At 71.5% G+C, this 18,095-nt stretch carries 17 protein-coding genes and 1 pseudogene; 13 read left to right on the forward strand and 5 right to left on the reverse strand.

The genetic code is table 11. The annotated features are described in order from the left end of the window. Positions 1-84: 84 nt before the first annotated feature. The 7 genes from ABD330_RS21215 (at position 85) to ABD330_RS21245 (ending at position 6,702) form a co-directional block, all read left to right on the forward strand. The gene (locus ABD330_RS21215) at positions 85-696 is read left to right on the forward strand and encodes an NUDIX domain-containing protein (RefSeq protein ID WP_344467464.1); all 612 of its coding nucleotides are present in this window, start codon (positions 85-87) and stop codon (positions 694-696) included. 20 nt (positions 697-716) lie between these two features. After that, complete coding sequence (locus tag ABD330_RS21220; protein ID WP_145793704.1) at positions 717-1,043, forward strand: DUF2469 domain-containing protein; 327 nt, start codon at positions 717-719, stop codon at positions 1,041-1,043. A 152-nt stretch (positions 1,044-1,195) separates the two neighbouring features. Then, positions 1,196-1,747 carry a YraN family protein gene (locus ABD330_RS21225; protein ID WP_344467466.1) on the forward strand — a complete coding sequence of 184 codons (552 nt, stop codon included), beginning with the start codon at positions 1,196-1,198 and terminating at the stop codon, positions 1,745-1,747. A gap of 1 nt (position 1,748) precedes the next feature. Then, on the forward strand, positions 1,749-3,401 hold the full coding sequence (locus tag ABD330_RS21230) for a YifB family Mg chelatase-like AAA ATPase (RefSeq protein ID WP_344467468.1): 1,653 nt from the start codon (positions 1,749-1,751) through the stop codon (positions 3,399-3,401). A gap of 220 nt (positions 3,402-3,621) precedes the next feature. Next, positions 3,622-4,821: a DNA-processing protein DprA gene (gene dprA, locus ABD330_RS21235; protein WP_425555598.1), complete on the forward strand. Its 1,200-nt coding sequence runs from the start codon at positions 3,622-3,624 to the stop codon at positions 4,819-4,821. 424 nt (positions 4,822-5,245) lie between these two features. After that, positions 5,246-6,031 carry an RNA polymerase sigma factor WhiG gene (whiG, locus tag ABD330_RS21240; RefSeq protein ID WP_344467514.1) on the forward strand — a complete coding sequence of 262 codons (786 nt, stop codon included), beginning with the start codon at positions 5,246-5,248 and terminating at the stop codon, positions 6,029-6,031. 101 nt (positions 6,032-6,132) lie between these two features. Further along, a complete protein-coding gene (locus ABD330_RS21245) occupies positions 6,133-6,702 on the forward strand; it encodes a TetR/AcrR family transcriptional regulator (RefSeq protein WP_344467515.1) in 570 nt (189 codons plus the stop codon). 194 nt (positions 6,703-6,896) lie between these two features. On the opposite strand, the pseudogene ABD330_RS21250 reads toward ABD330_RS21245, so the two are convergent. After that, positions 6,897-7,457: pseudogene (locus tag ABD330_RS21250) on the reverse strand (peptidoglycan DD-metalloendopeptidase family protein); the annotation flags it as partial. A gap of 458 nt (positions 7,458-7,915) precedes the next feature. On the opposite strand from ABD330_RS21250, the gene rpsB reads away from it, so the two are divergent. The 6 genes from rpsB (at position 7,916) to rlmN (ending at position 13,788) form a co-directional block, all read left to right on the forward strand. Further along, complete coding sequence (gene rpsB, locus ABD330_RS21255; protein WP_344467470.1) at positions 7,916-8,839, forward strand: 30S ribosomal protein S2; 924 nt, start codon at positions 7,916-7,918, stop codon at positions 8,837-8,839. Between the two features lie 129 nt (positions 8,840-8,968). Next, a complete protein-coding gene (gene tsf, locus ABD330_RS21260) occupies positions 8,969-9,808 on the forward strand; it encodes a translation elongation factor Ts (protein ID WP_344467472.1) in 840 nt (279 codons plus the stop codon). Positions 9,809-10,078: 270 nt separating this feature from the next. Continuing rightward, positions 10,079-10,834: a UMP kinase gene (gene pyrH / locus ABD330_RS21265; RefSeq protein ID WP_344467474.1), complete on the forward strand. Its 756-nt coding sequence runs from the start codon at positions 10,079-10,081 to the stop codon at positions 10,832-10,834. A gap of 141 nt (positions 10,835-10,975) precedes the next feature. Beyond that, positions 10,976-11,497: a ribosome recycling factor gene (frr, locus tag ABD330_RS21270; RefSeq protein ID WP_344467516.1), complete on the forward strand. Its 522-nt coding sequence runs from the start codon at positions 10,976-10,978 to the stop codon at positions 11,495-11,497. Then, the gene (locus ABD330_RS21275; RefSeq protein WP_425555599.1) at positions 11,497-12,591 is read left to right on the forward strand and encodes a phosphatidate cytidylyltransferase; all 1,095 of its coding nucleotides are present in this window, start codon (positions 11,497-11,499) and stop codon (positions 12,589-12,591) included. The genes frr and ABD330_RS21275 overlap by 1 nt, the downstream gene beginning before the upstream one ends. A 96-nt stretch (positions 12,592-12,687) precedes the next feature. Beyond that, the gene (gene rlmN / locus ABD330_RS21280) at positions 12,688-13,788 is read left to right on the forward strand and encodes a dual-specificity RNA methyltransferase RlmN (protein WP_344467478.1); all 1,101 of its coding nucleotides are present in this window, start codon (positions 12,688-12,690) and stop codon (positions 13,786-13,788) included. Between the two features lie 119 nt (positions 13,789-13,907). Here the strand turns inward: rlmN and ABD330_RS21285 are convergent, their stop codons facing one another. From ABD330_RS21285 to ABD330_RS21300, 4 genes are all read right to left on the reverse strand, one after another. After that, a complete protein-coding gene (locus ABD330_RS21285) occupies positions 13,908-15,056 on the reverse strand; it encodes a hypothetical protein (protein WP_344467480.1) in 1,149 nt (382 codons plus the stop codon). A gap of 11 nt (positions 15,057-15,067) precedes the next feature. Next, complete coding sequence (locus tag ABD330_RS21290; protein ID WP_344467482.1) at positions 15,068-15,796, reverse strand: ABC transporter ATP-binding protein; 729 nt, start codon at positions 15,794-15,796, stop codon at positions 15,068-15,070. 197 nt (positions 15,797-15,993) lie between these two features. Then, positions 15,994-17,385 (reverse strand): aspartate aminotransferase family protein, encoded by a 1,392-nt coding sequence (locus tag ABD330_RS21295; RefSeq protein WP_344467484.1) that lies wholly within the window; start codon positions 17,383-17,385, stop codon positions 15,994-15,996. Further along, positions 17,382-17,855: an Lrp/AsnC family transcriptional regulator gene (locus tag ABD330_RS21300; RefSeq protein ID WP_030306695.1), complete on the reverse strand. Its 474-nt coding sequence runs from the start codon at positions 17,853-17,855 to the stop codon at positions 17,382-17,384. Before ABD330_RS21300 ends, ABD330_RS21295 begins: the two co-directional genes overlap by 4 nt. Positions 17,856-18,095: the final 240 nt, after the last annotated feature.

An 18,095-nucleotide genomic window follows, 5' to 3' on the forward strand; every position in this document is an offset into this window, starting at 1 on the left:
GGGTGCGCGCATGGCCGGGCCGGGGGCAGCGCGCGCTGCCTCGTGCGGGGCACGTGGCAAGGTCCGGACACGGAGGTGACGGGGATGGCAGTCCAGCGGCGACGGGCGGCGCGCGTCCTGCTCCTGGACGGATCGGATCGGATCCTCCTCCTACGCGGGACGGATCCGGCGGTGCCCGAGGTGACCTGGTGGATCACCCCGGGCGGCGGCTTGGAACCCGGCGAGGGGCCGCGCGAGGCCGCGATGCGCGAACTCGCTGAGGAGACCGGGCTGCTGGACGTCGAGCTGGGTCCGGTGGTGGCGTACGACACGGTGTCCTTCTCCTTCCAGGGGCAGCGCTACGAGCAGGAACAGCGGTTCCTTCTGGCCCGCACCCGGGCGGACGGGGCGAGCGTCTCCGGGAGCGGCCTCCCGGAGACGGGACCCGCCGGGACCGGTCTTCCCGGGGTCGATCTTTCCGAGGTCGATCTTTCCGAGGGCGGCCTCGTCGGGCGGGCCGGCTCGGGCGGCGCGCAGGAGCATGCCCTGCTGCTGACCGCCCGGTGGTGGACTGTGGTGCAATTGCGGGCCACCGAGGAGACGGTGTACCCGATCGGTCTGGCCGATTTCCTGGGCCGGCTGCTGGTGGACGGGCCGCCAGTCCAGCCGGTAAGGCTCTCCGGACGGGCGGGGTGGTCCACAATGGGGTGGACGTGACGAGTTGAGGGGACGCCTGAATGAGTGCCGAAGACCTCGAGAAGTACGAGACCGAGATGGAGCTGAAGCTCTACCGGGAGTATCGGGACGTCGTCGGCCTGTTCAAATACGTGATCGAGACCGAGCGACGCTTCTATCTCACCAATGACTACGAGTTGCAGGTGCACTCGGTGCAGGGGGAAGTGTTTTTCGAGGTGTCGATGGCGGATGCCTGGGTCTGGGACATGTACCGGCCCGCCCGGTTTGTCCGCAAAGTGCGGGTATTGACCTTCAAGGACGTCAATATCGAGGAACTGGCGAAGAGCGATTTGGAGCTGCCGTCGGACGACGCCTCCTTCGGTAGCTGAGAGTGATCCGACTCCCGGGGCAATGTCCAGAGCCGTGCCCGATTCCCACCCTTTCGGGTGAGGGAAGTTATCCACAGCGCCTGGTTATCCACAGGAAATAGAACTGTCTGGCCCGATCCGTACCGGTACGGCAGCCTCCTGGCACGGAGGTGATGACCGTGCAGAGTTCCAACAACGGCCTGGGCCGCTACGGCGAAGAGGTTGCCGCCCGCTGGCTCGCCGCGGGCGGGCTACGGGTTCTGGAGCGCAACTGGCGCTGCTCGGAGGGAGAACTCGACATCGTCGCGCTGGACGGCGACACGCTCGCCGTCTGCGAGGTGAAGACCCGTTCGGAGCGCGGCTTCCAGCAGCCCAGTGAAGGTATCGACCGCGCGAAGGCGGACCGGCTGCGCCGACTGGCGGAGCGCTGGCTCGGCGAACGCTGGCCCACCCACTTCGCCCGGCTCGCCGGACTGGCGGACGCCGGCCGGGTCGGCCCCGCCGGGTTGAGAGCCACGGGCTCCGCCGCCGCCGGGTCGACTCCCGCCGGGCCGGACCTCGGTGCGTCGGGCCCCGCCGGGCCTGGCGCCGCCGATCCGGACCTCGGCACGCCGTCCGGCTGGACGGTGCCGACGCCGCCCGGGGGTGTGCGGATCGACCTGATCGGGGTGGTCAACCGCCGCAAGGGCCCCGCCGAGGTGGAGCACCTGCGAGGGGCGGTCTGAGATGGCCTTCGCCCGCACCTGTTCGGTGGCCCTCAACGGGGTGGACGGCGTGGTGGTGGAGGTCCAGGCGGACCTCGAACCGGGCGTCGCGGCCTTCGCCCTGGTCGGCCTCCCCGACAAGTCCCTCACCGAGGCACGTGACCGTGTGCGGGCCGCCGTGGTGAACAGCGGCGAGAGCTGGCCCCAGCGGAAGCTGACGGTCGGCCTGAGCCCGGCCTCGGTCCCCAAGAGCGGCAGCGGTTTCGACCTGGCCGTCGCCTGCGCGGTGCTGGCCGCAGCCGAGCGGCTGGATCCGGCCGGGATCGCCGACCTGCTCATCATCGGCGAACTGGGGCTGGACGGCAGGGTCCGCCCGGTACGCGGGGTCCTGCCGTCGGTGCTCGCCGCCGCGGACGCGGGCTACCGGCAGATCGTGGTGGCGCAGCAGACCGCCGCCGAGGCCGCCCTCGTCCCCGGAGTCTCCGTCCTCGGCGTGCGGAGCCTGCGACAGCTGATCGCGATGCTGACCGGCGCGCCGATGCCGGACGAATCGGATGATCCGGTCAGCGGGCGGCGCGATCCGTCGATGGCTGGGCTCCGGCTGCCGGGGGCGGGTATCCGTGCCCTCGCGGCGGAGAAGGCGGCCCAACTGGATCTCTCCGACGTCGCCGGTCAGTACGAGGCCCGGCACGCCCTGGAGATCGCCGCCGCCGGCGGCCACCACCTCTACCTGAAGGGTCCGCCGGGGGCCGGGAAGACGATGCTGGCCGAGCGGCTCCCCGCCCTGCTCCCACCGCTGACCCAGCTGGAGGCGCTGGAGGTGACGGCCGTCCACTCGGTCGCGGGGCTGCTGCCGGTGGACCGGCCGCTGATCGACAGCCCGCCGTACTACGCACCGCACCACTCGGCCACCATGCCCGCGATCGTCGGCGGGGGCAGCGGACTGCCCAGACCGGGGGCGGTCAGCCTGGCCCATCGGGGGGTCCTGTTCCTCGACGAGGCCCCGGAGTTCTCCGTCCGGGTCCTCGACGCGCTCCGCCAGCCGCTCGAATCGGGCGAAGTGATGATCGCCCGCTCGGCCGGGACACTGCGGCTGCCCGCCCGTTTCCAGCTCTGCCTGGCCGCCAACCCGTGCCCCTGTGGCCGGCACTCCAGGAGGGGCGAGGGGTGCGAGTGCACCCCGAGCATGGTGAACCGGTACCAGGCGCGGCTGTCCGGACCGCTGCTGGACCGGGTCGACCTCCAGGTGCAGGTGGCGCCGGTGACCCGGGCCGAACTGATGGGGCCCGAGTGCTCGGCGGAGAGCACCGCCGTGGTGGCGGCCCGCGTCCTGGCGGCTCGCGAGCGGGCGGCCGCCCGCTTCGCGGACACCCCGTGGCGCACCAACGCGGAGGTGCCGGGCCACGCCCTGCGGACGCGTTGGCGCCTCGGGCCGGGGGCGCTCGCCGACGCCGAGTGCGAGCTCGAACGCGGCCTCCTGACGGCCCGGGGGCTCGACCGGGTGCTCAGAGTCGCCTGGACGGTGGCCGACCTGGCCGGCCGTGACCAGCCCGGACGGCTCGACGTACGGACGGCACTGGTCCTGCGGACCGGCGTGCAGCGCGGGTTGCCCGCCGCCGCCTGGACGGCCCGCCCTCGTCACGGCCCGGCCACCGCCCCGGGGCCGGACCCGTAGCGCGCCGGAGCCGCTCGCTGCGGCTGTTAGTTGCACCTGCTCGCCGGACCTGTCCGCCGGAGCGCGGTCCCTCGACCCTGCCCCGGTGCCTGTCTCTCGCAGGCTCCGCCGACAGGTCGGCCGGGCGCACTCGCCGGCAGAGCCCGTCACCCGCCGGACCCACCCTCACCCGCCGGACCCACCCTCACGCGTTGACCCACCGCCACTCATGGAGGCGCAGGTGAACCACGCACGGCCCGTATTCGCCCGGCTCGGATCGGATCCCCCCGCACCCGAGGACCGCCCGCCCGACCCCGTCCGCGAGGCCGAGCGGCGGGCACGCGCCGCGCTCTCCCGGCTGATCGAGCCCGGAGACGCCGTGATCGGCCGGTGGCTCACCCGGGTGAGCGCGACGACGCTGATCGAGGCCGTCCGCGACCACACGGTTCCCGGCTACCTCGATCTGGACGCTGCCCGGCTGGCCGCCTACCGGGCCAGACTGCCGCTGCTGGACCCGGACGCGGACCTGGAGCGGGTCCGTCTCCACAGTGGACGGTTCATCATTCCGGGCGACACCGAGTGGCCGTCCCAGCTGGACGACCTCGGTGACGGCAGGCCGGTCGGGCTGTGGGTCAGGGGCACCGGATCGCTGCGCCTGCTCGCCTTGCGCTCGGTCGCCGTGGTGGGCGCCCGCGCCTGCACCGCCTACGGCGCGCACGTCGCCGGGGAGCTCACCGCGCAGCTGGCGGAACGGGGCTGGGTGGTGGTCTCGGGGGCGGCCTACGGGATCGACGCGGCCGCGCACCGGGGTGCGCTGGCGGTGGGCGGCCTCACCCTCGGGGTGCTCGCCTGCGGGGTCGACATGGCCTACCCGCCCGGCAACGCGGAGCTGATCTCCCGGATCGCCGGGCAGGGCCTGCTGATCAGCGAACTGCCGCCCGGCGAACACCCGAACCGCTTCCGCTTCGTCCTCCGTAACCGGGTCATCGCCGCGCTCACCCGGGGCACCGTCGTCGTGGAGGCCGCGCTGCGCAGCGGCGCGCTGAGCACCGCACGGCGGGCCAGGGACCTCAACCGCCACACCATGGGCGTGGCGGGCCCGGTGACGTCGGAGCTGTCGGCGGGAGTGCACGCCCTGATCCGCAGCGGAGCGGCGACATTGGTCACCGACGCCGCCGAGATCGGCGAGCTGATCGGTGCCATCGGGGACGACCTGGCGCCGCGACACTCCGGGCCGGTGCTGCCCAGGGACTTGTTGGAGCCGGGGGTGGCCCGGGTGCTCGAAGCCGTTCCGGCGACGGCCGAAGGGGCGCCGGTCGAGCGGCTGGCCCAGCGCTCCGGCCTCCCGCCGGACGAAGTCCTGCAGCGGCTCTACGAATTGGGCTCGCTCGGATTCGTCGAGCGCTTCGGGGCGCACTGGCGGTTGGTCCGGGGAGCCTGAGGTCGTCGGGGACGGCGCACGCGAGGCGGCGCGCGCCCCGCTCCACCGGATCGGGCGACGACCGAGTGGCGGTAGCACAATGCAGTGACCTGGTCACGCTACGCTCGCATAGGCTTCCTATCAGCACGTGACTCGGCAGAACGGCGCAGACCAACGTATGCCCACACACATTCCCGGACACAGGGTGACCGGTGGCGTCCGGTCCTCGGGAGGGCCAGGGGCCGAGGCTCGCCCCGCCGCCGATCTCCAGCCGAAGACGCCCCGCGTGCTGGGCCTGGCACGCCAGACCGGCCGGCCCGGCCAGGGCACGAAGGACGAGCTCCCGGCCGCACTAGGGGTGCGCCCACCGGCGGCCCGGCGCGAGGCGGGCACCGGTGCGGCCCCCGGCGCGCCCCCCGGCGTTCCCCGGGCCTCCGCCGACGCCCTGTCCGCCGACCGCGTGCCTGTCGACCGCACGGCACTGGATTCCCTCTGGCGCTCGTACAAGGAGACCGCCGACGCACGCCTGCGCGAGCAGCTGATCCTGCACTACTCACCGCTCGTCAAGTACGTGGCAGGGCGGGTAGGTGTGGGGTTGCCGGCCAACGTGGAGCAGGCGGACTTCGTCTCCTCCGGGATCTTCGGGCTGATCGACGCCATCGAGAAGTTCGACATCGACCGCGCGATCAAGTTCGAGACCTACGCCATCAGCCGGATCCGCGGTGCCATCATCGACGAGCTCCGGGCCCTGGACTGGATCCCGCGCTCGGTCAGGCAGAAGGCCAAGGCCGTCGAGCGCACCTACGCCACCTTGGAGGCCCGGCTGCGCCGCACGCCGCACGAGCCCGAGGTGGCGGCCGAGATGGGCATCGCGATCGAGGATCTGCACGCCATCTTCAGCCAGCTCTCGCTGGCCAACGTGGTGGCGCTCGACGAGCTGATGCACCCCGCGGGGGAGGGCGGCGACCGCCTGAGCCTGATGGACACGCTGGAGGACATCGGCGCCGACAACCCGGTCGAGATCGCCGAGGACCGGGAGCTGCGCCGGCTGCTCGCCACCGCGGTGAACACCCTGCCGGAGCGCGAGAAGACCGTCGTGACCCTCTACTACTACGAGGGTTTGACGCTCGCGGAGATCGGCCAGGTGCTGGGCGTCACCGAGAGCAGGGTCAGCCAGATCCACACCAAGTCGGTGCTCCAGCTCAGGGCCAAGCTCTCCGACATCCGCTGAGGCGCTCCCGCGCCGACGGTCCGCCGAGTTCGCACGGCACCGTCCCACGCGCGGGGCGGGCTCCGTACAGTAGGGGCGTGCCGAAGATCCGGGCGGCCACGGTGGCCGAGCATCGCCAGCTGCAGCACGCAGCCCTCCTCGATGCTGCTCGCACGCTGCTCGCCGAAGGCGGCATCGAGGCCCTGACCTTCCCGGCGCTGGCGGCGAGGACGGGTCTGGCGCGTTCGTCGGTCTACGAGTACTTCCGCTCGCGGGCCGCGGTGGTGGAAGAGCTGTGTGCGGTGGACTTCCCGCTCTGGGCGGCCGAGATCGAGGCGGGTATGGCCGCCTGCGACAGCCCGCAGGCCCAGGTGGCGGCGTATGTGCGCGGCCAGCTCGCGCTGGCCGGCGACCCCCGGCACCGGGCGGTCGCGGCAGTCTCGGCGCTCGAACTCGACGAGGCGGCCCGGGCGCGGATCCGGGCGGCGCACGTCGCGCTCGTCGACCTGGTGGTGCGGGCGCTCTCGGAGCTGGGCCACCAGCAGCCTCGACTGGCGGCCGCACTGCTCCAGGGAGTGGTGGAAGCCGCCGTCCGCCAAGCGGAGCACGTCCCGGACGCCGGGTCGGCGGCGATCGCCGATGCCGCCGTCGCCATGGCGCTGCACGGGCTCGGAGCCCCGGGCCCGGCCTGAGCCACGTTCGTGCGGGCAGGGGCGTCGTCGGGGGCCGGGAGGTCAGGCAGGCGGTCGCAGCCCTCGGCGGCGCTCGGGCCCGCCCGGTCGTGCAGCGGCAGCAGCCGGGACTGCCCGGCACCCAGCAGTGCCAAGGGGTCGAGGTAGCGGTGCCCGCGCAGCAGGCCCCAGTGCAGGCATCCGGCGGCACAGTGCCCGGAGCCCGCGGCCACTGTTCCGATCGGCTCGCCGCCCGCGACCGCCGTCCCGACCGGGACGGTCCCCGCGACGGGGAGGTAGGTGGTCCGCAGCGGCGGCTCGCCGGAGCCCGGGTGCGTCACGGTCACCACCGGGCGCCCGACGATCATGCCGGAGAAGGAGACCACCCCCGGTGCGGCGGCGCGGACCGTCATCCCCTCCGCCGCCGCGAGGTCGACGCCCCGGTGCCCCGCCGCCCAGCGCATGGGCGGCGCCTCGAACCGTCGCAGCAGCCCGGACCGTCCGCCCACCGGCCAGGCCCGCCCGAGCCCCGGCCCGGTGCCGCTGCCGGCAGCCGAGTCCGCCGCCCGGGCGATCGGCCGGGGCAGCACGAGCAGCAGCGCCGTGAGCAGCAGCATCAGCAGCAGGACCTGCCGTCGCCGGTCGGGCGCCGGTGGCGGCAGCGAGAGTGCGGACGGCACGGAGAGCGCGAACAGCGAGGGTGGTGCGGGTGACGTGCGCTGCCAGGACGGCGCGGACCGGGTCGTGGGAGCGGCGGAGATGAGAGCTGGTGTCATGGTCGGGAGCGTCCTCGCCCGGTGCGGCCCCGCCCAGCCCGGTCCGGATTCCTGTGGACAACTCCCGCCTGTGGACAATCCGAGTACCCCGGACGGGTGAAAGCAGGTCCGTCCGGGAACCAGAGCCGGTCCACGCACGACCCCGCCGGGCGGCTGAAGTCGCTCGCTCCTCGGGGCTTCCCGTACACTTCACACGCGACCCGGTCCGCCGGGTCGACTTCGCACGCCCCGCCACCGGTGGGAAGGCCAAGGTCCACCACGACCCTGAACCGCCCCCGCCCGGTGCGAGTGCCGCTCGGTCCGCCGAGCCCGTCACGGTTTCGGCCGCTCGGGCAGAGGCAGCTCGGCACGACCGGGGCGTCAGGCGCGGCGGTCTCCCGACCACCGCGGATCAACCGAGCCAGACCTGGCAGCCGCCTTCAGGGTGTGCGGCCAGGCGTAACACGAGGAGCACGGCCATGGCCGTCGTCACGATGCGGGAGCTGCTTGAGAGCGGCGTCCACTTCGGTCACCAGACCCGTCGTTGGAACCCGAAGATGAAGCGCTTCATCTTCACGGAGCGCAACGGCATCTACATCATCGACCTCCTGCAGTCGCTGAACTACATCGACCGCGCCTTCGAGTTCGTCAAGGAGACGGTTGCCCACGGCGGCAGCGTCCTCTTCGTCGGCACCAAGAAGCAGGCCCAGGAGGCCATCGCCGAGCAGGCCACCCGCGTGGGCATGCCCTACGTGAACCAGCGCTGGCTCGGCGGCATGCTGACCAACTTCCAGACCGTCTACAAGCGCCTTCAGCGGATGAAGGAGCTCGGCGAGATCGACTTCACGGATGTGGCCGGTTCGGGCCTCACCAAGAAGGAGCTCCTCGTTCTGGAGCGCGAGCACACCAAGCTCGAGAAGACCCTTGGCGGTATCCGTGACATGCAGCGCGTTCCCAGCGCTGTCTGGATCGTCGACACCAAGAAGGAGCACATCGCCGTCGGCGAGGCTCGCAAGCTGAACATCCCGGTCGTCGCGATCCTCGACACCAACTGTGACCCCGACGAGGTCGACTACAAGATCCCGGGCAACGACGACGCGATCCGCTCCGTCACCCTGCTGACCCGCGTGATCGCCGACGCCGTCGCCGAGGGCCTCAAGTCCCGCGCCGGTGTTGCGAAGGGCGACGTCAAGGCTGAGCCGGGCGCCGACCAGCCGCTGGCCGACTGGGAGAAGGACATCCTCGAAGGCCAGCCGGCCGCCGAGGCCGAGGCCCCCGCCGTTGAGGCCGAGGCCCCCGTCGTCGAGGCCCCCGTCGTCGAGGCCCCCGCCGCTGAGGCCGAGGCCGAGGTCGTCGAGGCCCCCGCCGTCGAGGCGCCGGCCGCCGAGGCCGACCAGGCCTGACGTACCAAGGGTGAGGGGCGCTCGCCGGTACGACACCGGTGAGTGCCCCTCTCTCCCGTGCCAGGACTGAACCAGCGGCCCTGGCACAACCCCACGCAGACACGCGAGACGCGAGAAGAGATTCACACCATGGCGAACATCTCCGCCGCGGACGTCAAGAAGCTCCGTGAGCTCACCGGCGCCGGCATGATGGACTGCAAGAAGGCGCTCGACGAGGCCGAGGGCGACGTCCAGAAGGCCGTCGAGCTGCTCCGCATCAAGGGCCAGAAGGGCGTTGCCAAGCGCGAGGGTCGTGACGCCTCCAACGGCGCCGTCTCCGCGCTGATCGCCGAGGGCGCCAAGTCCGGCGTCCTGGTCGAGCTGAACTGTGAGACCGACTTCGTCGCCAAGGGCGGCAAGTTCGTCGAGGTCGCCGACGCGATCGCCGCCCACGTCGCCGCCACCTCCCCGGCCGACCTGGACGCCGCGCTGGCTTCCGAGATCGAGGCCGGCAAGACCGTCCAGCAGTTCGTGGACGAGGCCAACGCGACCCTGGGCGAGAAGATCGTCCTGCGCCGCTTCGCCCAGTTCGACGGTGACGGCTTCGTCGCGGTCTACCTGCACAAGACCGACCCGGACCTCCCGCCGGCCATCGGCGTCCTGGTCGAGCTCGACCAGGAGAACGCCACGGTCGCCAAGGACGTCGCGCAGCACATCGCCGCCTTCGCCCCGAAGTACCTCTCCCGCGAGGACATCCCGGCCGAGGACCTGGCGAACGAGCGCCGCGTCGCCGAGGCCACCGCGCGCGAGGAGGGCAAGCCCGAGGCTGCCCTGGAGCGCATCGTCGAGGGCCGCATCACCGGCTTCGTCAAGGAGAACTCCGTCCTGGAGCAGGCCTTCGCGAAGGACAGCAAGAAGACGGTCGCCAAGGTTCTCGAGGAGAACGGCGTCGCCCTCAAGCGTTTCGCCCGCTTCCGCGTCGGCGCCTGACCCACGTTCCACCGCGCTTCCCGCCTAAGGTAGGAATCGCCCGGCCTCCCAGGAGGATGGCCAGGAACGCGCCGATCGGGCTCATCCAGCGCCACTCTGTCAAAGGGCGGGCCGCGTCGGCACCATGAACGACGAGGAGGCCATTGCCGTGCAGGACACCTTCACCGGTTCCCGCGGCAGTGGCCTCCTCGCGTGTACGCGCAGGTCGAAGGCCCGGCACCCCCGGTCGGCGCCCGGCCTGTGAACCAGTAGGCGGAGAAGGAGAAGTCCATGCAGGAGACGCAGGAGACCGCAGAGGACGTGACGCGCCGCCGCGTTCTGCTCAAGCTGTCCGGTGAGGCGTTCGCCGGTGGTGGCGGGCTCGGCGTCGACCCGGACGTCGTGCACAAGATCGCCCGGGAGATCGCCACGGTCGTCCGCGACGGCACCGAGGTCGCGATCGTGATCGGTGGCGGCAACTTCTTCCGTGGCGCCGAACTCCAGGTCCGCGGCATGGACCGGGCCCGCTCCGACTACATGGGCATGCTCGGCACCGTGATGAACTGCCTGGCGCTGCAGGACTTCCTGATCAAGGAAGGCATCGAGACCCGGGTCCAGACCGCCATCACCATGGGCCAGGTCGCCGAGCCGTACCTGCCGCTGCGCGCCGTCCGCCACCTGGAGAAGGGGCGCGTGGTCATCTTCGGTGCGGGTATGGGAATGCCGTACTTCTCCACCGACACCACCGCCGTCCAGCGCGCCCTGGAGATCCACGCCGAGGTGCTGCTGATGGGCAAGAACGGCGTGGACGGGGTGTACGACTCGGACCCGAAGACCAACCCCGGTGCGGTGAAGTTCGACGCGCTCGACTACACCGAGGTGATCTCGCGCGACCTCAAGGTGGCCGACCTGACCGCGATCACGCTGTGCAAGGACAACAGCCTGCCGATGCTGGTCTTCGAGCTGCTGGCCGAGGGCAATATCGCCCGTGCGGTGAAGGGTGAGAAGATCGGCACACTCATCAGCCAGGATTCCGCCCGGGCCTGACCAGCCATCAGCCCCGAGGTCGTCGGCGGGGCAGAAATCAGCCGTCCGGGGCACCGGAACGGGACAACAGCAGATGCACCGGACAGGGAGCAGACAGTGAGCGAAGCGATCGAAGAGATCCTCCTCGAGGCCGAGGAGAAGATGGAGAAGGCCGTCGTCGTCGCCAAGGAGGACTTCGCGGCCATCCGCACCGGGCGGGCGCATCCGGCCATGTTCGCCAAGATCGTCGCGGACTACTACGGCGCCATCACGCCGATCAACCAGCTCGCCTCGTTCGCCGTGCCGGAGCCGCGGATGGCTGTCGTCACGCCGTTCGACGCGAGCGCGCTGCGCAACATCGAGCAGGCGATCCGTGACTCCGACCTCGGCGTCAACCCGTCCAACGACGGCCGCATCATCCGGGTGACCTTCCCCGAGCTGACCGAGCAGCGTCGCCGGGAGTACGTCAAGGTCGCCCGTGGCAAGGGCGAGGACTCCAAGATCTCGATCCGCGCTGTCCGCCGCAAGGCCAAGGACGCGCTGGACAAGCTGGTGAAGGACAAGGAGGTCGGCGAGGACGAGGCCCGTCGCGCCGAGAAGGAGCTCGACGACACCACCGCGAAGTACGCCGCGATGGTGGACGAGCTGCTGAAGCACAAGGAAGCCGAGCTGCTCGAGGTCTGATGAACGACGCCCCTGACGCCCCTGGCATCGGGGGCACCGCTCAGCACCTCACCCCGGCACCCCGCGCTGCGGGTGACCCCCGGCTCCCGGCTTCCGGGAGCAGACACCAAACGGGTCACTCGCAGCGGCCTCCGGTGTACCGGGGTGCCTCGGCGGCACAGACTCAGTTCATGCCTTCCGTCCAGGAGACCCAGCCCGACCAGCACGGGCAGCACCCCGCACCACCGTCCGCCTCAGGGCAGGAGACACCCGTGGCCCAGCCCGACCAGCCGCCCCGCAAGCAACGCGGTGGCCGCAACCTGCAGGCCGCGATAGGGGTCGGGGTCGGCCTAGGCGCAGTGATCATCGCCTCGCTCTTCGTGGTGAAGGTGCTGTTCCTGTTCGTCGTGGCGGCGGCTGTCGTGGTGGGCGTCTGGGAGCTGACGAGCCGGCTGACGGAGCGCAAGGGGATCAACGTCCCGCTCGTCCCGCTGGCCGTCGGCAGCGTGGCGATGCTCGCCGCCGGCTACTGGGCCGGTGCCCAGTGGACCGCCGCCGCGCTGGCCCTGACCGGGCTCGCGGTGATGGTCTGGCGGATGGGCCAGCCGCCGGAGAACTACCTGCGCGACATAACGGCAGGGATCTTCACCGCGTTCTACGTGCCGTTCCTGGCCACCTTCGTGGCCCTGATGCTGGCTGCCGACGACGGCCCGCGCCGGATCGTGCTCTTCCTGATCGTCACCATCTGCAGTGACACCGGGGCGTACGCGGTCGGGTACAAGTTCGGGAAGAACAAGCTGGCGCCGACGATCAGTCCCGGCAAGACCCGCGAGGGCCTGGCCGGCGGCATCGGTCTGTCGATGCTGGCGGGTGCGCTGCTGATGCAGTACATGATCGACGACGGCACCTGGTGGCAGGGTCTGGTCCTGGGCGGCTGCGCGGCCGTCACGGCGACCCTCGGCGACCTCGCCGAGTCGATGATCAAGCGCGACCTCGGCATCAAGGACATGGGCACGCTGCTGCCCGGCCACGGCGGCATCATGGACCGGCTGGACTCGCTGCTGCCGACCGCCCCGGTGGTCTGGCTGCTGCTGGCGGCCTTCGTCGGGACCTGACCCGGCACACCACGAAGCCAGCGAAGCCCCGGACGCCCGCGTCCGGGGCTTCCGGCATCAGAGAACCCTTCCGCCATCTGCGACACTGGATGAACCATGCCTGCACCCGGAGAACTGACCTTTGTCGCGCCGCGTGGCGCCAAGCCCCCGCGACACCTTGCCGACCTCAGCCCTGCCCAGCGCAAGGAGGCCGTCGCCGAGCTGGGCGAGCAGCCGTTCCGCGCCAAGCAGCTGTCGAACCACTACTTCGGCCGGATGTCCAACGACCCGAGCGAGTGGACGGACATCCCCGCCGCCAGCCGCGACAAGCTGACCGAGGCGCTGCTGCCCGAGCTGATGTCGGTCGTCCGGCACGTCTCCTGCGACGACGACACCACGCGCAAGACGCTCTGGAAGCTCTTCGACGGCGTGCTGGTCGAGTCCGTCCTGATGCGGTACCCGGACCGGGTCACCATGTGCATCAGCTCGCAGGCCGGCTGCGGCATGAACTGCCCGTTCTGCGCCACCGGCCAGGCGGGGCTGACCAGGAACCTGTCCACCGCCGAGATCGTCGAGCAGATCGGCGCCGGCATGCGGGCGCTGAAGTCCGGCGAGATCCCGGGCGGCGAGGCACGGCTCTCGAACGTCGTCTTCATGGGCATGGGCGAGCCGCTCGCCAACTTCAACCGGGTGCTGGCCGCGATCCGCCGCCTGACCGACCCGGCGCCGGACGGCTTCGGCATGTCGCAGCGCGGCATCACCGTCTCCACCGTCGGCCTGGTGCCCGCGATGAACCGCCTCGCGGACGAGGAGCTCTCCGTCCGGCTGGCGCTCTCGCTGCACGCGCCCGACGACGAGCTGCGCGACGAGCTCGTGCCGGTGAACACCCGCTGGAAGGTCTCCGAGGTCCTCGACGCGGCCTGGAACTACGCGGAGAAGTCCGGCCGCCGGATCTCCATCGAGTACGCGCTGATCAAGGACATCAACGACCAGGCGTGGCGGGCCGACCTGCTCGGCCGCCTGATCAAGAACCACCGGGTGCACGTCAACCTGATCCCGCTGAACCCGACCCCGGGTTCGAAGTGGACGGCCTCGCGCCCCGAGGACGAGCGCGAGTTCGTCCGCCGCCTCCAGGCGCACGGCGTGCCCACCACCGTCCGCGACACCCGCGGTCAGGAGATCGACGGCGCCTGCGGTCAGCTCGCCGCTGCGGGCTGACGGTTCGAGATAGCCGGGTACCTCCAGGGGCGCGGGGAACTGCGCGCGCAGGGCACGACGTTGGTGCACGGTTGCGCGCAGTTCCCCGCGCCCCTGCTGTGCTCCCCCGGCGCGGAAAGTCAGCGCAGCGCCCCCGCTGCCAGTGCGGCGGTCAGCCCGCCCGTCAGCAGCAGGGTGGTGCCGGCGGCTGCCGTGCGCAGCAGCACCGCGCCGAACAGCAGCCGGGGCGCCGTCCCGAGCCGGAGCAGCGCCGCGGTGACCTCGCGGCGGGCGTTGCGGACCTCGCTCACCCGGGTGAGCACCGCGCCCACCACGCAGCCGGCGATCAGGGTGACTTCGACGGCGGGCAGCGCCTGCGCCGTCCCCGGCTTGTCGACCCAGTAGCGGACGGCGGTGAGCAGCACCGCGAGGGTGAACGCGAACACGGCCAGCGGAGTGCCGAGCCGGCCGGCCTCGGCGGTCAGCCCGCGTCCGGCCAGCAGCCGCAGTGGCGCGGGGCGGCCGGCGGCCAGCAGCCGACCGGTCCAGGTGAGCAGGGGAGCGGTGAGCAGGGCGAGGCCGAGTGCGGCGATCGCCCAGCCGGTCAGGGCGGCGGGGCTGGTGGTGCCGAGTCCGGCGGGGAGCCGGATCGGGCGGCCGTCCTCGGCCGCCCCCGGGCGCAGCCCGTACAGCTCCAGGGCCAGGCCGACCAGCAGCAGGCCGGGCGGGAGGGCGAGCCGCAGCGGGCCGAACGCGGGGTGCGCGGCCGGTGCGGTGCGGCCCGGCAGGGTCTCGCCGGCCGGGACGGCGGCGGCCGCCGAGAGGCCGGCGACCAGGGGGACCAGGGCCAGCAGGGTGACGGGGGCGGCCGGCGGCAGGGGGACGCCCATGCCGAGTTCGGGGGCGAGTGAGGCGCCGGCGATGTTGTTGCGCAGCACCAGGAAGACCAGCAGGGTCAGCAGGCTGCCGAGGATGCAGGCGAGCGCGATCTCACCCGCGATCAGCACCCGGATCCTGATCGGCCCGGCTCCGGCGGCGGTCAGTCCGGTGATCCGTTCGGGGCGTCCGGCCGGGACGGCGCGGGCCGCGACGGCGGCGAACCAGCCGACCGCCGCGAGCGGCGGCAGGCACCAGAGCAGCCGGACGAGCGAACCGCCGGCCGGCTGGCTCAGGGCGCGGCCGAGGGCGCGCAGCAGGAAGCCGGCCACTACGGCGGCGGCGGTCGCGGTGAGCAGCCAGCGGCCGAGGTCGGTGATCCGGTAGCCCCGGGCCAGGCGGAGGTAGAGCACGGGTGTCCCTCTCAGCGCCCGGCCGACGCGGCGGAGGCGCCGTGCACCACGGGCGCGACCGGTGCGGCCAGCCGGCCGTCCACCAGGGCCACCGTGCGGTCGGCGTAGCGGGCCAGTTCCGGGTCGTGGGTGGCGAGCACCAGGGTGAGTTGGTGCGAGCGGGCGGCGCTGGCGAGTATCCGCAGGACCTGGTCCTGGGTGTCCCGGTGCAGCGGTGCGGTCGGGTCGTCGGCGAAGACCACGGGCGGCAGCGGGGCGAGCGCCCGGGCGACGGCGATCCGCTGGCGCTGGCTCTGGATCAGTTCTGCGGGCCTGCGGGTGGCGCAGTCGGCGACGTCCAGGCGCTCCAGCCACTCGGCGGCGGCCGCGTAGGCGGCCTTGTGCCCGGCGCCGGCCAGCAGCAGCGGGAGGGCGACGTTCTCCCGGGCCGTCAGCTCCGGCACGAGGTGCGGTTCCGAGCCGACGAAGCCGAAGCGGTCACGGCGCAGCCGCTCGCGGCCGGCCCGGCTGAGGGTGTGGACGGGGGCGCTGTTGAACCAGACCTCACCCTCGTCCACCGGCAGCAGCGCGGAGAGGCAGCCGAGCAGGGTGCTCTTGCCGGAGCCGCGCGGGCCGGTCACGGCGAGCACCTCGCCGACCCGGATGCCGAGCGAGACGCCGCGCAGGGCGGGGGTGCCGTGGTGGGACTTGACGATCCCTCGGGCCCACAGCACGTCGTTGTCGGGCGGGGCCGCTGACATGAGGTTCCATCCTGATGGCTGGAGGGATATGACAGTCGTCAGATTAGAACGACGGAGCCGCCCTGTGGTTGCGGCACACTGACCCATCAGGGGGCAAAATGCCGCGAATCCGGCGTGTTGGGTGCGGAAAAAACACCGCTGGGCGGTCCCGTGTGGGACCGCCCAGCGGTGGAGGGTGGGACAGCAGGATCAGCTGATCAGATCTTGGCCCAGGCGTCGGTCAGGCTGACCCGCAGGATCTGCTCGATCTCGTCGAAGGTCGACTGGTCGGAGATCAGCGGCGGGGCCAGCTGGATGACCGGGTCGCCACGGTCGTCGGCGCGGCAGTACAGGCCGTTGTCGAAGAGCGCCTTCGACAGGAAGCCGTAGAGCACGCGCTCGACCTCGTCGTCGTTGAACGACTCCTTGGTGACCTTGTCCTTCACCAGCTCGATGCCGTAGAAGAACCCGTTGCCGCGGACGTCGCCGACGATCGGGAGGTCGCGCAGCTTGTCCAGGGTGCCGAGGAAGTTCGCCTCGTTGTCCAGGACGTGCTGGTTCAGGCCCTCGCGCTCGAAGATGTCGAGGTTGGCCAGCGCCACCGCGGAGGAGACCGGGTGGCCACCGAAGGTGTAGCCGTGCAGGAAGGTGTTGTCGCCCTTGTAGAACGGCTCGGCCAGGCGGTCCGAGATGATCGTGGCGCCGATCGGGGAGTAGCCCGAGGTCATGCCCTTGGCGCAGGTGATCATGTCGGGCTGGTAGCCGAACTTGTCGGCGCCGAACATGGTGCCCAGGCGGCCGAAGGCGCAGATGACCTCGTCCGACACGAGCAGCACGTCGTGGCGGTCGCAGATCTCGCGCAGGCGCTGGAAGTACCCGGGCGGCGGCGGGAAGCAGCCGCCGGCGTTCTGGACCGGCTCGACGAAGACGGCGGCGACGGTGTCGGCGCCCTCGAACAGGATGGCCTGCTCGATCTCGTCGGCGCACCAGCGGCCGTAGGCCTCGGGGTCGATCACACCGTCGCGCTCCAGGAAGGCGGGGGCGCGGTAGATGTTGGTGTTCGGAGCCTTGTGGGTGCCCGGCACCAGGGGCTCGAACGGGGCCTTCAGGCCCGGCAGGCCGGTGATCGAGAGCGCGCCCTGCGGGGTGCCGTGGTAGGCGACCGCGCGCGAGATGACCTTGTACTTGGTCGGCTTGCCGACCAGCTTGAAGTACTGCTTGGCGAGCTTCCAGGCGGTCTCGACGGCCTCGCCGCCACCGGTGGAGAAGAAGACCTTGTTCAGGTCGCCGGGGGCGTAGTTGGCGAGGCGCTCGGCCAGCTCGATGGCCTTCGGGTGGGCGTAGCTCCACACCGGGAAGAAGGCGAGCTCCTTGGCCTGCTTGGCGGCGGCCTCGGCCAGCTCCTCGCGGCCGTGGCCCGCCTGGACGACGAACAGGCCGGCGAGGCCGTCGAGGTACTTCTTCCCCTTGTCGTCCCAGACGTAGGTGCCTTGGCCCTTGACGATGGTCGGCACGGGGGAGTTCTCGTACGACGACATGCGGGTGAAGTGCATCCACAGGTGGTCGTAGGCGGTCTTGGAAAGGTCCTTCTGCGCCGGGTCGGCTGTCATCGGGTGCCCCAGGTGTAGGTCTGTTTCCGGAGCTTCAGGTAAACGAAGCTCTCGGTGCTCCGCACGCCGGGAAGGGCACGGATGCGCTTGTTGATCATTTCGAGCAGATGCTCGTCGTCCTCGCAGACCAGCTCGGCCAGCAGGTCGAACGAGCCTGCGGTGCAGACGACGTAGTCGACCTCGTCGAGGGCGGCCAGTGCGTCGGCGACGGGCTCGATGTCGCCTTCCACCCGGATCCCCACCATCGCCTGGCGGGTGAACCCGACGGTGAGGGGATCGGTGACGGCGACGATCTGCATCACGCCTTGGTCGAGCAGCTTCTGGACCCGCTGCCGTACGGCTGCCTCGGACAGGCCGACGGCCTTGCCGATGGCGGCGTACGGGCGGCGCCCGTCCTCCTGGAGCTGCTCGATGATCGCCTTGGAGGCGGCATCAAGGGGAACGCTGGCGTTCCGGTCGCGGTTGGCCACGACGCCACTGTGCCTGATCGCCCTGTCGGTTGCAAGCCGTTCGGCTGCTGATTTCGTCGTCGTTTTGAAAATTGCATACGGATTGCGTTGAGTTCCCAATGAGGACCGGTCGATAACGACAGGGTGCGGGGTACCCTGTCCAGGTGTACGTGTAGGCGTCCACACCAGACCAGTGGACCGCGGCTTCCATGGCCCGGCCACTCGGCGCCCGGTACCCTGGCGCCGGTTCTGCAACGTGGC

The organism is Kitasatospora kazusensis (assembly GCF_039529945.1).
GTDB classification, from domain to species: Bacteria; Actinomycetota; Actinomycetes; order Streptomycetales; family Streptomycetaceae; genus Kitasatospora; species Kitasatospora kazusensis.

Coding starts and splice junctions, on each gene's coding strand:
- ABD330_RS21215 (WP_344467464.1), top strand. CDS start 85: ATGGCAGTCCAGCGGCGACGGGCGGCGCGCGTCCTGCTCCTGGACGGA.
- ABD330_RS21220 (WP_145793704.1), top strand. CDS start 717: ATGAGTGCCGAAGACCTCGAGAAGTACGAGACCGAGATGGAGCTGAAG.
- ABD330_RS21225 (WP_344467466.1), top strand. CDS start 1,196: ATGACCGTGCAGAGTTCCAACAACGGCCTGGGCCGCTACGGCGAAGAG.
- ABD330_RS21230 (WP_344467468.1), top strand. CDS start 1,749: ATGGCCTTCGCCCGCACCTGTTCGGTGGCCCTCAACGGGGTGGACGGC.
- rpsB (WP_344467470.1), top strand. CDS start 7,916: ATGGCCGTCGTCACGATGCGGGAGCTGCTTGAGAGCGGCGTCCACTTC.
- tsf (WP_344467472.1), top strand. CDS start 8,969: ATGGCGAACATCTCCGCCGCGGACGTCAAGAAGCTCCGTGAGCTCACC.
- pyrH (WP_344467474.1), top strand. CDS start 10,079: ATGCAGGAGACGCAGGAGACCGCAGAGGACGTGACGCGCCGCCGCGTT.
- frr (WP_344467516.1), top strand. CDS start 10,976: ATGGAGAAGGCCGTCGTCGTCGCCAAGGAGGACTTCGCGGCCATCCGC.
- ABD330_RS21275 (WP_425555599.1), top strand. CDS start 11,497: ATGAACGACGCCCCTGACGCCCCTGGCATCGGGGGCACCGCTCAGCAC.
- rlmN (WP_344467478.1), top strand. CDS start 12,688: ATGCCTGCACCCGGAGAACTGACCTTTGTCGCGCCGCGTGGCGCCAAG.
- ABD330_RS21290 (WP_344467482.1), bottom strand. CDS start 15,796: ATGTCAGCGGCCCCGCCCGACAACGACGTGCTGTGGGCCCGAGGGATC.
- ABD330_RS21295 (WP_344467484.1), bottom strand. CDS start 17,385: ATGACAGCCGACCCGGCGCAGAAGGACCTTTCCAAGACCGCCTACGAC.